The organism is Rhodococcus sp. IEGM 1306, from assembly GCF_036541985.1.
GTDB lineage: Bacteria > Actinomycetota > Actinomycetes > Mycobacteriales > Mycobacteriaceae > Rhodococcus_F > Rhodococcus_F qingshengii.
In genome coordinates, this window is record NZ_JAZHFF010000013.1 from 55,655 (window position 1) to 69,497 (window position 13,843).

The following is a 13,843-nucleotide window of genomic DNA, read 5'->3' on the forward strand; positions in this document are numbered from 1 at the left end:
TCGTGTGTCGGGTTCACGTTTCACCGGCGCCACGCTACCGGGGCCCACGGCGCCGCGCCGCGCCCGGCACGTCCGTGTCCGAATACCCCGACTCGAGGCGAGCGCCTACTAGTCTGCACGTGGTGAGATCTCTCGGGTGCCGCACTTGCGCACACGAGTCGGGCGCGAGATGCAGGCGGTTATGAAGCACAGATCTGTCGGAACGAGCGGACTTCGGGTCTCGCGACTTGGGCTCGGCACACTGACATGGGGACGCGACACGGACGGCGACGAGGCTGCTGCGCAGCTACTCGCGTTCGCCGAGGCCGGCGGAACCCTGGTCGACACCTCGCCCGCCTACGGCGCCGGTGCGGCGCAACGAATCCTCGCCGAGTTGCTCGACGACGTCGTTCCACGTGACGAACTCATCATCAGCTCGAGCGCCGGCATCGACCCCACACCGATCGGCACCGACCGCGTCGACTGCTCGCGGCGCGGATTGCTCCGCCAGCTCGACGCGACTCTTCGTGAACTCGGAACCGACTTCCTCGACATGTGGCAGGTCGCAACCTGGGATCCGCTCACGCCTGTCGACGAGGTTGCAGCAACCCTCGACTACGCCGTCTCGAGCGGCAAGGTGCGGTACGTCGGAGTTCGCGGCTACCTCGGCTGGCAGCTCGCGACGGCCGTAGGAGCCGGTGGCGCAACAACACTCGCCGCGACGCAGGCCGAGTACTCGTTGCTCGCACGCGGCGTCGAGGAAGAATTGTTCGCAGCGGCGGCCCATCACGGCGTCGGAGTGTTCGCCGCAGTACCCCTCGCGGGCGGTGTGCTGACCGGCAAGTACCGCGACGGCATTCCAGTCGATTCCCGCGGCGCCGACGAAGCACATTCGCAGGATGTGCAGAGCTATCTGACCGATTCCTCGATCCGGGTGGTCGACGCAGTCGTTACCGCTGCCGACGGTCTGGGTACTTCCCCACTGGCGGTGGCACTGGCCTGGGCGCGCGATCGCGCCGGGGTGGCCAGCGCCGTCGTCGGCACGCGTGATCTCGCCCAGTTGACAGGAGTACTGGCAACCGAAGAATTGGAACTTCCGAAAGCGATTGCCGCGGCTCTCGACGATGTGAGCGCTTGATCTGTCCCGCTGATCGAAATACCGGAGGTATCGTGTTGGCGAGGGCAGGCTAACCTAGTAGGCAACGCTTGACTACAGCCTCAGGAGAATCAATGACCACGCTCGACGTAGACAGCCTTTCCGCAGACGCAGGCCCAGCCTTCTCCGAACGAATCAAGACCGAGACGGACGCAGCACACCGCAAGACGGAGCAGTCGCGATTCGTAGGCGCACTACTCGGCGGTGAGCTGACCACGGCTGGCTACGCCGCACTTCTGGGACAGACGTACCTCGTCTACACGAGCCTCGAAGAGGCCGGCCGCACACACGCCGACAACGAGTTGGTCGCCCCGTTCCTGTCCGAGGATCTGTTGCGCGTGGCTTCACTCGAGGCCGATCTCGAGTTCCTCGGCGGACCGAACTGGCGCGACGAACTCGTGGCACTGCCGGCAACCGAGCGCTACATCGCCCGCCTGAAGGAGGTGGCGTTCGACTGGCCTGCCGGCTTCGTCGCACATCACTACCTTCGGTACATGGGCGATCTCTCGGGCGGACAGATCATCCGCCGGATGCTCGAACGCGCCTACGGATTCGAGACCGACGGACTTCGCTTCTACATCTTCGAAGGCATCCCCAAGCCGAAGCCTTTCAAGGACGACTACCGCTCGAATCTGGATGCACTGCAGATTCCCGCCGAGGAACAGCAGCGTTTCATCGACGAGGTGAATCTGGCATACCGCCTCAACGGCGACCTGTTCGCCGACCTCGAAGGCGACATCGAGAGCTACCTCGTCAAATGATGAAGCGCTTGGCCGCGGCGGCTCTGGTCGCAGCAGCCGGTTTCGGTCTGGTGGCTTGCGGGTCCAGCGACACTTCGACGACATCTCAGGGTGCCAGGACCGCGGTACTCGAAGATTCCAGCCCGGTTCCCGTGTCCGACAACCCGACCGCGACACTGCCCGTGACGGTGAAGAGCTTCGACGGCGTCGACGTGACCATCACCGACAACAGCCGGATTGTTGCGGCCGATCGCTACGGGACACTCGCGACGACGACGGTGGCGCTCGGCCTCGGTGACAATCTCGTCGGCCGCGACACCGCCGCCAAGTTCCCCGCAGTCGCGGACGTGCCGGTTGTCACGGTCGGCGGCCAATCGCTCAACACCGAGGCAATTCTCGACCTCAATCCCACCGTTGTTCTCACCGACACCAGTATCGGGCCCAAGAGCGTCCAGGATCAGTTGCGCGCCGCCGGTGTTCCCGTCGTCTTCTTAGATCCGACCCGAACACTCGAGGGTGTGCCAGGACAACTCCAGGCCGTCGCCGACGCGCTCGGCGTCCCCGCCCAGGGCGCGGCGCTGGTCGATCGGACCGAATCGGAAATCGCTGGAGCTCGTGACCTGGTCCCCACCGAGGGCGATCCACTGAAAATCGCATTCCTCTACATGCGCGGATCGGCCATCACCATGATCGGCGGTGAAGGGTCCGGAGCAGATTCCTTGATCGAGGCACTCGGCGCCACCGATGCAGGAACCGCCTCGGGCATCACACAACAATTCGTGCCCATCACCAGCGAAGCGCTCATCGCCGCAGCGCCTGACGCCCTGCTGATGATGACGGACGGATTGGCATCGATCGGCGGAATCGACGGCCTTGAAAAGGTCCCTGGCATCGCTCAGACGCCGGCTGGAAAGAACAAACGAGTAGTCGACATGGAGGACGGTGTACTGCTCAGCTTCGGGCCGAACACCGGACGCGTCATGGCGGCACTCGCCGAAGCGATCTACGAGCCCGGTGGATCGTGAGCAAAGATTCGTGAGTGCTGATTCGTGAGTACAGAGACAGGTAGTTCCGAAGCAGGTAAGACTGTGTCCGCAGCTGAGGATTCACACGACGTCGGGGGCGCCGACAAGTCGGCGTCTGGCCCCGCGTCGCGGTCGCGGGTGAGTGCGGTTCTGGTCAGCTTGACTCTCGCCCTGGTGATCGTCGCGGTGCTGTCGGCGTGCATCGGTCAAGTTCCGACGTCGCCTCTCGAGGTTTTGGGAAGCATCCTGCATCGCATCGGGCTCGACCTCGGTCCGATGCCCGCCCATCCCAGCGGTGAAGTGACTTTGTGGGAGGTTCGATTCCCCCGCGTCGTGCTCGCCATCTGTGTCGGCGCGGCGCTGGGATGTTCCGGTGCGCTCCTGCAGGGTGTGTTCTCCAATCCGCTCGCAGAACCCGGAGTGATCGGAGTGTCTGCGGGCGCGGCAGTTGGCGCGAGTGCTGTCATCGTCGTCGGGGGAACGTTCGTGGCCGGCTGGGCCGTTGCTGCGGCTGCGTTCGTCGCCGGGCTGGTCACCACCGCGGCGGTCTACCTGCTGGCTCGGCACGAAGGCCGAACCGAAGTAGTGACGTTGGTGCTGACGGGCGTCGCGATCAACGCGTTCGCCGGCGGGCTCATCGCGTTCTTCACCTTCGTCGCCAGCCCGTCCGCTCGCGATCAGATCGTGTTCTGGCAACTCGGCTCACTCAACGGCGCTTCCTGGAACGCAGTCCTGATCGTGGCGCCGATGACCGTCGTCGGGATCGCCGCGACCATGATGATCGCCCCACGTCTCGACCTGCTGGCGCTCGGTGAACACGCGGCCCGTCACCTGGGCGTCAACGTCGAACGGCTGCGCCAGTTCGCGGTACTGATCGTCGCTCTCCTCGTCTCCGCAAGTGTTGCCTTCACGGGAATCATCCTCTTCGTCGGCCTGGTCGTTCCGCACCTGATGCGCATTCTCGTCGGCCCCGGCCACCGCGCGCTGATTCCGGCGAGCGCCCTCGCCGGCGCACTGGTTCTGCTTGTCGCAGATCTGGGCTCGCGGTCGCTGATCGACAACGCAGACCTGCCCCTCGGAATGCTGACCGCTCTGGTGGGCGGCCCCTTCTTCTTCTGGCTTCTCCGACGCACGCGCGCGCAACAGGGCGGGTGGGCATGAGCAGCCTCGTAAGAAACTGGCGCGAACTGTTCGGCCGCGTCACCCCCGAACCGAAGAGCCCAGCCGTCGGTGATGTCACCCTCGAGGCGCGCGACATCACAGTCGAACGCGGTGGTCGGCAGATTCTGGAAGGCGTGTCCATCGAAGTCCGGGCAGGCGAGCTAGTCGTTCTCGTCGGACCGAACGGCGCCGGTAAGTCGACTCTTCTTGCGGCGTTGGCCGGTGATCAGCCCGTCATCGCTGGGCGGGTGGACGTTGACGGCACCGACCTCACTCAGTGGTCGCCGATCGACATGGCGCGCCGACGCGCGGTGCTCCCCCAGAAACACACCATCGGATTTTCGTTCAGCGCTCGCCAGGTGGTTCGTATGGGACGTGCGCCATGGACCGGAACTCGCCGAGAAGACCGCGACGGCGCTGCTATCACCGCGGCGATGAAGACCTGCGATGTCGAGGGGTTCGCCAATCGGCCGTTCGCCGTGCTGTCCGGCGGCGAGCAAGCTCGGGTCGCGCTGGCCCGGGTACTGGCACAGGAAACGTCGACCATCCTGCTGGACGAGCCGACTGCAGCTCTCGACCTCGGACACCAGGAAGCGGTGATGTCCGTGGCGCGCGCTCGCGCTGCGGACGGCGATGCCGTCGTCGTCGTTTTGCACGACCTCGCGTTGGCAGCGGCGTACGCGGATCGGATCGTCGTGCTCGAAAACGGCCGCATCGCCGCTGACGGTCCCCCGGAATCGGTGTTGCACGAAGAGCTTCTGACCCGCGTCTACGGTTATCCGGTCGAGGTGTTCCCGCATCCGACAACCGGAGCAACCCTGGTCATCCCGCGCCGAGAATTCACCGAACAGAATCGATGATCGATCCCAGCCTGTTCAGGACGGCTCTCACCGTCGGCAGGCTGCGGCCGTCGCCCTCGCGAACTCCGTCACCGGGACCCGGCTGTGACCAATCAGCCTCCGTGGACAGAACTGCGTCGCGGACCACACCGGCGATGCTTCGCTCGTCGGTCAGATCGATGTCGGTCACCGATCGCTCCGCGGTGGCGACAACGTCTGCAGGGGTCGGCACACTGTGCTCGCAGTATTCGCCGTATACCTCGACGAACAGCATGCTCTTTCGTACGCGGAACGCGAAAGTTCGACCGTCGGACCTGCCGAAACCGTGTGCATGGGCGCCGACGGTGAGGTCCTCGATCTCGAAGCCCGGCCGCGCCGGTTCGGGCGACTGCGCGCCGGAATCGGTGGGTTCTGTGGGAATCACAATGATCTCCTCGGTGATTGCAGCGTCAACCGCAATCGCTGTTCGTACGGTATCGCGTCAAGGGTGTGAGCGGAATGGTCGGTAGTTCCTCGACGCGATGAACGGCGCCCGACTGCGATCAGGGATGATCGATGACAGTCGCACTGCGTGAAGAACAGATGACAAGAAAAAGAGGAACTACACATGGCTCGCCTAGGGATCCGCACCACTTCAGCAGCAATGGGGGCGGCGGTTCTGCTGGTCACAGGATGTTCTTCCGGAGATGGCGGAGACGACCTCATCACGATCGATCCCGCAACGGCAGCGGTCTCACCGGCCACCACCAGTACCCCGGACGGCGTGGTTCACCCGTATTCAGGTCTGATCGATTCCATCACATTCGACCCGATCACGCGCAGCGCTGTAGTGGTTGCCAACGACCCCCGTTCGGTGCTGGTCGTTCCTTCGGACGGTTTGGCCGGCGCCGACCCCGCCTCTGCAGGTCGTCCAACAGCCCTGGATTCCGACGTACGCGACGTTTCGATCGGCTCTGACGGTAGCGCTCTTCTGTCGATGGATCGCCAGGTAGTGAAGCTGAATCTGACTTCGGGCGAACAGATGTCCATCCCGGTCGACGGGCAGGCGAATTCAGCGGTCGAACTCAACGACGGCCGCATCGCGATCGGCACGGACAATGGTTCAGTTCACATCGTCGACCCGAAGACCGATCAGTCACAGACGGTTTCGGGATTCGCATCCGTCGACGAACTCGCGGTCACCGGCGACAACCTGAGCGCCCTCGATCACCATCAGACCTCGCTGACGGCGATCAACCTCGAAGACGGCAAACTCGGCGTCGCTCTCCGCGCCGGTGAGGGCGCAACTCATCTGGCCACCGATCGCTTCGGACGCATTCTGGTCACCGACACCACCGGCAACGAACTGCTCGTCTTCACTGCCGATCCGCTCCTGATGCACCAGCGCTACCCCGTCGGCGAGTCGCCGTACGCCGTCGCCTACGACGAGGCCGCGGATCGGGTGTGGGTGACACTGACCGCGACCAATGAAGTGGTCGGCTTCGATCTGTCGTCCGGCATCCCCGTGGAGACCGGACGGTTCAAGACGGTGCGACAGCCGAATTCGTTGGCCGTAGACTCTTCCAACGGCAATCTGATCGTCGGATCGGCAACCGGTGACGGGCTGCAGGTCATCCCGTCACGGGAGAACTGATGGAAAAGCGTACGCGCGGGATCCCCGCGCAGTGGGAGACGTCGGACGACAAGTTCGACTACGTGCCGCTCCGGCTACCGCCGAACGTTTCGCGGGTCACGGCGTCGATGCGTCTGGCGATCTCCGCCGAGTTCGGCGGATGGGAACTCTCCCGAGTCCGTCTCTACCCCGACGGCAGTCGTCGCGTGCTCCTCAAGCGAAAGAAGACGCCGCTGCACGTGACCGATCCGGACGGCATTCAGCACTGATCGTCCAACAGACGACCAGGGCCCGCCGCTGTCGAAACCGCTGACAAAATCACACCATCGAAGAGCTGGAGAATCGTGTACCAACTGCTGCTGAGCCTGATGTTCCGGGTCCCACCGGAACGCATCCACCACATTGCCTTCACCGCGATGAAACTGGTGACACGGTTCGCTCCCCTTCGCTGGCTGGTCGCAAAAGTCCTTGTCGTCGACGACCCGGTTCTGCGGAGTCAGGCATTCGGTCTGACGTTCCCGGCACCTCTCGGCCTCGCCGCAGGATTCGACAAGGACGCCACCGGCGTCGACGCCTGGGGCCCGTTGGGATTCGGTTTCGCCGAGGTCGGAACAGTGACGGCCCAGGCTCAGCCCGGTAACCCCGCGCCGCGTCTCTTCCGTCTTCCGGCCGACCGCGCTTTGATCAACCGGATGGGCTTCAACAACCACGGCGCTGGTCACGCGGCGAATTTCCTGCGACAGCGCCGCGTCACGGTCCCGATCGGTGCCAACATCGGCAAGACCAAGATCGTCGAAGCCGCCGACGCCGCTGCCGACTACACCGCCAGCGCGCAGCTTCTGGGTCCGCTGGCCGACTTCATGGTCGTGAATGTCAGCTCGCCGAACACGCCCGGACTCCGTGATCTGCAGGCCGTCGAATCACTGCGCCCGATCCTGCAGGCCGTGCTCGACACCGTCAGCGTGCCGGTACTGGTGAAGATCGCGCCCGACCTCTCGGACGAGGACGTCGACGCGGTCGCCGATCTGGCAATCGAACTCGGGCTTGCCGGAATCGTCGCGACCAACACCACGATCCGTCGCGACGGTTTGAAGACCCCGGACGCCGAGGTAGCTGCACTCGGCGCAGGCGGGCTGTCCGGTGCACCGGTCGCCGAGCGCTCACTCGAAGTACTTCGGCGCCTGTACGTCCGAGTGGGCGACAAGATGACCATCATCTCGGTCGGCGGTATCGAGACGGCCGATCAGGCGTGGGAACGGATCCTCGCCGGCGCGACACTGGTGCAGGGATACACCGGCTTCATCTACGGCGGACCGTTCTGGGCTCGCAGCATCCACAAGGGGATAGCCAAGCGGGTCCGCGCAGCGGGTTTCTCGTCGATCGCCCAGGCTGTGGGAGCTGAGAACCCTCGCTAGAAACTGCTGTGCGCCTTTATTAACCGCGGGCGGTTAATAAAGGCGCACAGCAAAGTGACTATTCGACCTCGAACGTCCCGGTCAGGGTTGCACGCGCAATCGCGTGATGGAACACGTTGAAACCGAGGAACGCCGGCGACGAGTCAGGGGTGACTCCGTCGAGCGTCTCCACGTCGAGGGCATGCACCGCGACGATGTAGCGATGCGGACCGTGCCCGGGAGGCGGGCCTGCACCGATGAAACCGAACCCGCCACCGTCGTGGCTGAGGGTGACGGTTCCGGCGGGCAGGACATCGCTGTCCGCCGCGCCGGCACCGGCGGGGAGCTCGGTGACGGAAGCGGGGATGTTCGCCACGGCCCAGTGCCAGAACCCCGACGCAGTCGGTGCGTCCGGATCGAACACCGTCACGACGAAGCTCTTCGTCTCGGCTGGAAAGCCGGACCACGAGAGCTGCGGTGAGATGTCTTCGCCACCGGGGACACCGAAGGCTCCACTGGCCTGAGCAAGCTTCAGCGGCTGGCCCGCAGTGATGTCGTCACTGGTCAGCTCGAAACTCGGCAACTTCGGCAATGGTTCGTACGGATCGTGCGCCATGCGAATCCTTTCTGTGACAAGAGAGCTCGATGTGCGTCGAGCTCACGGATCTATCTACGTGCTCGTCAGGAATTGAGCAGGAAATGTTCCAGAACACGTGTCCCGAACAGTAGTGCGTCCACCGGAACTCGCTCGTCGACGCCGTGGAACAGCGCGCTGAAATCCAGCTCGGGCGGCAACTGCAACGGCGCGAAGCCGAAGCAGCGAATGCCCAGTTTCGCGAATGCCTTCGCGTCGGTTCCGCCGGAGAGCATGTACGGAACTGTGCGAGCCTCCGGATCGTGGGCGAGGATCGCCTCGTTCATGGCGTCTACGAGGTGGCCGTCGAACGTTGTTTCGTACGAATCCAGCTTGGTGATCCACTCGCGGGTCACGTCGGGACCGATCAGTTGGTCCACCGTGCGCTCGAATTCGGCCTGCCGTCCCGGCAGCACGCGGCAGTCAAAGACCGCCTCGGCAGTCTGCGGAATGACGTTCGCCTTGTATCCGGCCTTGAGCATCGTCGGGTTCGCCGTGTCACGGAACGTCGCCCCGATGATGTTGGCGATCGTCCCCAACTTCGCGAGAGTCCCGTCGATGTCGGGTGATCCCGGATCGAAGTCCAATCCGGTCTCCTCGCCGACGGCGGTCAGGAACTCCGCGACCGAATCCGAGATCACGATCGGGAACTGGTGGGCAGCAAGCCTCGAGACCGCGCCGGCGAGTGTCGCGACTGCGTTGTCGTCGTGGAGGAAGGAGCCGTGTCCGGCGCGTCCCTTGGCAGTCAGACGCATCCAACCGAGGCCCTTTTCCGCAGTCTCCACGAGGTAGAGCCGGCGGTCGGTTCCGTCAGGCCGCGGAACCGTCAGCGAGAAACCGCCGACCTCACCCACGGCCTCGGTCACTCCCTCGAACAGATCCGGGCGGTGCTCGACCAGCCACTGGCATCCGTACTTTCCGCCAGCTTCCTCGTCCGCCACGAAGGCGAACACCAGATCACGCGGCGGTACGACGCCTTCCGCCTTGAACTGTCTGGCGAGGGCCAGGATCATCCCGACCATGTCCTTCATGTCCACGGCGCCGCGCCCCCAGACGTAACCATCCTGGACGGTGCCGGCAAAGGGATGGACGCTCCAGTCGGCGGGCTCGGCCGGAACTACGTCGAGGTGACCGTGAAGCATCAACGCACCACGACCCGACTCGGCTCCCTTCAAACGAGCAAAGACATTTCCTCGGCCGGGTGCTCCGGACTCGACGTATTCCGTCTCGTAACCGACTTCTTGAAGCTGCGCGGCAACCCACTCCGCGCACGCACGCTCGCCTTTGGTGGTTTCGAGTTCTCCCGTGTTCGAGGTGTCGAAGCGGATGAGGGAACTGACCAGTTCGACTACTTCTGCTTCGGCTCTGCTCGGATTCGGATTATTCGGGGTTGTGGTCATTCCACTTTCCTACCATCGAATCAAACGACGCGGGCGACCGGAATGCCCCGCAACCTGGCGATTTGGGGCAGCTCACCTAATCGGATACTCTTTCCCAGCACCGAGAAATCGGGGCCGAGTCCGAGTGGCGGAATGGCAGACGCGCTAGCTTGAGGTGCTAGTGTCCTATTAACGGACGTGGGGGTTCAAGTCCCCCCTCGGACACTCTGTGTTGAGACAGACAGGAAAAGCTCCGGTTCATCGAACCGGAGCTTTTCTCGTAATTGGCGAAGTTCCCGCACCAGGGAACAGTCCGCGCGAGCGGCGATCGAGATGGAACAGAAGTTCGAAGTGGATACAGACACCAAGAAGTCGGATGCACTGCAGGCAGATTCGCTGGAAACAGCCGATTCAGAATCTGCTCGAGCCGAACTCACCGGACTCGACCCCGCGGAACTCGAAATCTGCCTGAAGGTCCTTTCCGAAGCCGCCGAACTCGACGACGAGCATCCCGATTCGATCACCATGCAGCGCGCTGTCGGCCATCTGTTCAAGCGACTCAAGAAGAAGCGTCGCCTCGCCTCGCGCGCAGCCGTCAACGAAGCCGACCGCCGAGTGGTCGCTGCGACTGCCACCGGTTCACCCGATCGCATCGACGACGAGACCGCAGGCATTCCGATCAAGTCGAACACCGCGGGCGCTTCCGCCGGCACGCTCATCAAGGCGCGGCCGTGCTACATCTGCAAGCAGCGCTACACCGCAGTCGACGCCTTCTACCACCAACTGTGCCCCGATTGCGCTGCCACCAGCCGCAGCAAACGTGATGCCAGCACTGATCTCACCGGCCGACGCGCACTTCTGACCGGCGGCCGCGCGAAGATCGGCATGTACATCGCGTTGCGCCTGCTGCGTGACGGCGCACATCTGACCATCACGACGCGATTCCCCAACGACGCGATCCGCCGATTCAAAGCGATGGAAGACAGCAACGACTGGATTCACCGTCTGCGCATCGTCGGCATCGACCTCCGCGACCCCGCCCAGGTTGTTGCACTCGCGGATTCCGTTGCCGCACAGGGTCCACTCGACATCCTCATCAACAACGCCGCGCAAACCGTCCGACGCTCCCCCGGTGCCTACGGCGCTCTGGTCGACGCCGAGTCCGGTGCGCTTCCCGCCGGTGAACTGCCTGATGTCCTGACTTTCGGCAAGACGAGCGACGCCCACCCCGCGGCTCTGGCCGGATCGCTGTCGGACGTCGCAAGCATCACCTCCGGAAATCTGTCCGCCGACGCGGTCAGTTCACTCGCCCTCGTCGCCAAGTCGGCGTCACCCGATCGCATCGAGCAGGGCATCGCCATCGACGCGGGCGGGCTGCTGCCCGACCTCGCGCACACCAACAGCTGGGTTCAGACCGTCGAAGAGGTCGATCCGATCGAGCTTCTCGAAGTCCAGCTCTGTAACTCGGTCGCGCCCTTCATCCTCGTTTCGCGCTTGCGCCCGTCGATGGCTGCGGCCGCTGCGCGACGCAAGTACGTCGTGAACGTTTCCGCCATGGAAGGCCAGTTCAGCCGCGCGTACAAGGGCCCTGGCCACCCGCACACCAACATGGCCAAGGCAGCACTGAACATGCTGACCCGCACCAGCTCCAAGGAAATGCTCGACGACGGCATCCTCATGACCGCCGTCGACACCGGCTGGATCACCGACGAACGCCCACACTTCACCAAGATGCGGTTGGCCGACGAAGGTTTTCACGCACCACTCGACCTCGTCGACGGTGCCGCCCGCGTCTACGACCCCATCGTTCAGGGTGAACTGGGCGTCGACCTGCACGGCTGCTTCCTCAAGGACTACAAACCCTCGCCGTGGTGATGGGCGGCACCGCCGCGGTGGTGATGGGCGGCACCGCCGCGGTGGTGACAGGCAGCACCTAGCCGCCCCGATGTGGCGATCTCGTCACCCCCAAACCCCCGTGTCGAGTAGCTCATTTCAGGTAGAGCACAGCATTGCAGGCGATAATGGAGCTGACACTGCTCACCGACTCGGAGGAACCATGACGATCGCCGTCGTACACAAGGACAGCCCGGAAGGCCGCGCCGCAATCGTGGCCGCCGCACGGGAATCCGTGGGTCGAAGCGAGGAACTGCTGGTTCTGCACGTCCTGGACGACGTCAACATCGGAGGCACGGTCAACCTCGGAGACACCGAGGACGATCGGGCCGCTCTTCGCGGCGAGATCCAGTCAGCGCTCGACGCCGGTGGATTCTCGGAGACGAAGTGGGATCTGCGCACCACCGAGCACGACGGCGATCCGGTTACCGCGCTCGTCGACCTGGTCCACGACGCGGGTGTCGATCTCCTGATCGTTGGAACACGCCGGATGTCCCCCATCGGCAAGTTCCTCCTCGAACGCCCGCTGCAGCGTCTCCTACTCGAAGTGGAGGCTCCGATCCTCGTCGTCAAGGAACCCCTCCCCGCCGAGTGACCTCGGTCACATCACTTTCGGGTGCTCGTTTGTAGGCTGGCTCCATGACTGGAACCTCGCCCGCCCGAGAACTCGACATCATCGTCTACGGAGCGAGCGGCTTCGTCGGTAAGCTACTCGCCGACTACCTCGTCAAACATGCTCCCGAAGGCACGAAGATCGGCCTCGGTGGCCGTTCCCTCGAGAAGTTGGCAGCCACTCGCGCCGATCTGGGTACCGCCGCTGCCGATCTCCCCCTGATCATCGCCGACGCCGACGACGCCACCGCACTGAAGGCACTCGCCCAGCGAACCCGGGTCGTCGCCACCACGGTCGGCCCGTATGCCAAGTACGGCCACGCCCTTGTTCACGAATGCGCCTCCGCCGGAACTCATTACGTCGACCTCACCGGCGAGGTGCTGTTCCACCGCGAGAGCATCGACGCTAACCACGCCCTGGCCGTGTCGACCGGTGCCAAGATCGTCCATTCCTGCGGATTCGATTCCATCCCTTCCGATCTCGGAGTTCACGTCCTGCACGAGAAGGTCGCCGCCGACGGCGCCGGCGAGCTCACCGACACCACCCTGGTGGTCACGGCCCTGCGCGGCGGCGTGAGCGGTGGCACCATCGATTCGCTTCGCAACCAGATCGACGTGTCGAAAGACGATGCGCGCCTGCGGAAACTTGCTGCCTCGCCGTACTCGCTGAGCCCCGATCGTGATCGGGAGCCCGAACTCGGACGCCAGAGCGACGTGAGCGTGGTCGACGGCAAGAAGATCGATCCGTCGTTGAAGGGGTGGAAAGCGCCGTTCGTGATGGCGTCGTACAACACACGAGTCGTCCGTCGCAGCAATGCGCTCCGAGAGTGGGCGTACGGCAAGAAGTTCAAGTACAGCGAGGTGATGAGCGTCGGCTCATCGGTGGTGTCACCGGTGATTGCGGGCGGCGTGGCGGTCGGCCTCGGCGCGCTGGTCGCCGGACTCGCTCTACCTCCGACACGTTTCCTTCTCGACAAGGTATTGCCGGCTCCCGGTGAAGGTCCGAGCGAGAGCACCCAGAAGAAGGGCCACTTCACGCTCGACGTGTTCACCACGACCACGACCGGCGCCCGATACACATCACGAGTGAAGGCGAAGGGCGACCCGGGATACAGCGCGACGGCGGTAATGCTCGGCGAATCTGCGTTGTCGTTGGCGAAGGACCAAAAGGCTCTTCCCCCGGCCACCGGCGTTTTGACTCCAGCGACAGCGCTCGGCGACGTCCTGGTCGAGCGTCTACGCGCGGCTGGTTTCGAGATTTCCGCGCGCAAACTCTAGACAGAACGAATTTCACTTGATCGTTTCAGCTCTTCGCGCCCGATTATCGCAGCTCAGGGCGCGGACAGCGGTGGGAATACTCCCAGGTAACATTGATGTTGGTTCATGGCATCCATATGTGATGCTCCGCTTTCGGAAAAG

Annotated in this window: 14 protein-coding genes and 1 tRNA gene; 12 read left to right on the forward strand and 3 right to left on the reverse strand. The window is 64.0% G+C overall.

What is annotated here, in order from left to right:
• Window positions 1-181 precede the first annotated feature (181 nt).
• From V3587_RS26945 to V3587_RS26965, 5 genes are all read left to right on the forward strand, one after another.
• Window positions 182-1,117 carry an aldo/keto reductase gene (locus tag V3587_RS26945; RefSeq protein WP_003946175.1) on the forward strand — a complete coding sequence of 312 codons (936 nt, stop codon included), beginning with the start codon at window positions 182-184 and terminating at the stop codon, window positions 1,115-1,117.
• Between the two features lie 92 nt (window positions 1,118-1,209).
• On the forward strand, window positions 1,210-1,896 hold the full coding sequence (locus V3587_RS26950) for a biliverdin-producing heme oxygenase (RefSeq protein WP_054187388.1): 687 nt from the start codon (window positions 1,210-1,212) through the stop codon (window positions 1,894-1,896).
• Window positions 1,893-2,900 (forward strand): heme/hemin ABC transporter substrate-binding protein, encoded by a 1,008-nt coding sequence (locus tag V3587_RS26955; RefSeq protein ID WP_054187387.1) that lies wholly within the window; start codon window positions 1,893-1,895, stop codon window positions 2,898-2,900. Before V3587_RS26950 ends, V3587_RS26955 begins: the two co-directional genes overlap by 4 nt.
• 63 nt (window positions 2,901-2,963) lie before the next feature.
• Window positions 2,964-4,061 (forward strand): FecCD family ABC transporter permease, encoded by a 1,098-nt coding sequence (locus V3587_RS26960; RefSeq protein ID WP_030537529.1) that lies wholly within the window; start codon window positions 2,964-2,966, stop codon window positions 4,059-4,061.
• Window positions 4,058-4,921 carry a heme ABC transporter ATP-binding protein gene (locus tag V3587_RS26965; protein WP_007733386.1) on the forward strand — a complete coding sequence of 288 codons (864 nt, stop codon included), beginning with the start codon at window positions 4,058-4,060 and terminating at the stop codon, window positions 4,919-4,921. The genes V3587_RS26960 and V3587_RS26965 overlap by 4 nt, the downstream gene beginning before the upstream one ends.
• Here the strand turns inward: V3587_RS26965 and V3587_RS26970 are convergent.
• Window positions 4,902-5,324, reverse strand: coding sequence for a hypothetical protein (locus V3587_RS26970; protein WP_007733387.1), 423 nt, complete (start codon window positions 5,322-5,324; stop codon window positions 4,902-4,904). The two genes, V3587_RS26965 and V3587_RS26970, sit on opposite strands and share 20 nt — an antisense overlap.
• 183 nt (window positions 5,325-5,507) lie before the next feature.
• Here V3587_RS26970 and V3587_RS26975 point away from each other — a divergent pair, with 183 nt between their 5' ends.
• The 3 genes from V3587_RS26975 to V3587_RS26985 all read left to right on the forward strand — a co-directional run bounded on the left by V3587_RS26975 (window position 5,508) and on the right by V3587_RS26985 (window position 7,927).
• Window positions 5,508-6,533: a YncE family protein gene (locus V3587_RS26975; RefSeq protein ID WP_054187385.1), complete on the forward strand. Its 1,026-nt coding sequence runs from the start codon at window positions 5,508-5,510 to the stop codon at window positions 6,531-6,533.
• A complete protein-coding gene (locus V3587_RS26980) occupies window positions 6,533-6,781 on the forward strand; it encodes a DUF5703 family protein (RefSeq protein ID WP_003946171.1) in 249 nt (82 codons plus the stop codon). The genes V3587_RS26975 and V3587_RS26980 overlap by 1 nt, the downstream gene beginning before the upstream one ends.
• A gap of 75 nt (window positions 6,782-6,856) precedes the next feature.
• Window positions 6,857-7,927, forward strand: a complete 1,071-nt coding sequence (locus tag V3587_RS26985; protein WP_054187384.1) for a quinone-dependent dihydroorotate dehydrogenase — start codon at window positions 6,857-6,859, stop codon at window positions 7,925-7,927.
• A 58-nt stretch (window positions 7,928-7,985) separates the two neighbouring features.
• On the opposite strand, the gene V3587_RS26990 is transcribed toward V3587_RS26985, so the two are convergent.
• Together V3587_RS26990 and V3587_RS26995 are read right to left on the reverse strand one after the other, a co-directional pair.
• Window positions 7,986-8,522, reverse strand: a complete 537-nt coding sequence (locus tag V3587_RS26990) for a YbhB/YbcL family Raf kinase inhibitor-like protein (protein WP_054187383.1) — start codon at window positions 8,520-8,522, stop codon at window positions 7,986-7,988.
• Window positions 8,523-8,587: 65 nt separating this feature from the next.
• On the reverse strand, window positions 8,588-9,940 hold the full coding sequence (locus tag V3587_RS26995) for a M20/M25/M40 family metallo-hydrolase (protein WP_003946170.1): 1,353 nt from the start codon (window positions 9,938-9,940) through the stop codon (window positions 8,588-8,590).
• A 118-nt stretch (window positions 9,941-10,058) separates the two neighbouring features.
• Between V3587_RS26995 and V3587_RS27000 the strand changes: the two genes are divergently transcribed.
• From V3587_RS27000 to V3587_RS27015, 4 genes are all read left to right on the forward strand, one after another.
• A tRNA-Leu gene (locus tag V3587_RS27000) sits at window positions 10,059-10,144 on the forward strand.
• Window positions 10,145-10,252: 108 nt separating this feature from the next.
• Window positions 10,253-11,794 (forward strand): SDR family NAD(P)-dependent oxidoreductase, encoded by a 1,542-nt coding sequence (locus V3587_RS27005; RefSeq protein ID WP_007732011.1) that lies wholly within the window; start codon window positions 10,253-10,255, stop codon window positions 11,792-11,794.
• Window positions 11,795-11,975: 181 nt separating this feature from the next.
• A complete protein-coding gene (locus tag V3587_RS27010; protein ID WP_003946198.1) occupies window positions 11,976-12,407 on the forward strand; it encodes a universal stress protein in 432 nt (143 codons plus the stop codon).
• A gap of 44 nt (window positions 12,408-12,451) precedes the next feature.
• Window positions 12,452-13,702 carry a saccharopine dehydrogenase family protein gene (locus tag V3587_RS27015; protein ID WP_054781805.1) on the forward strand — a complete coding sequence of 417 codons (1,251 nt, stop codon included), beginning with the start codon at window positions 12,452-12,454 and terminating at the stop codon, window positions 13,700-13,702.
• Window positions 13,703-13,843 lie beyond the last annotated feature (141 nt).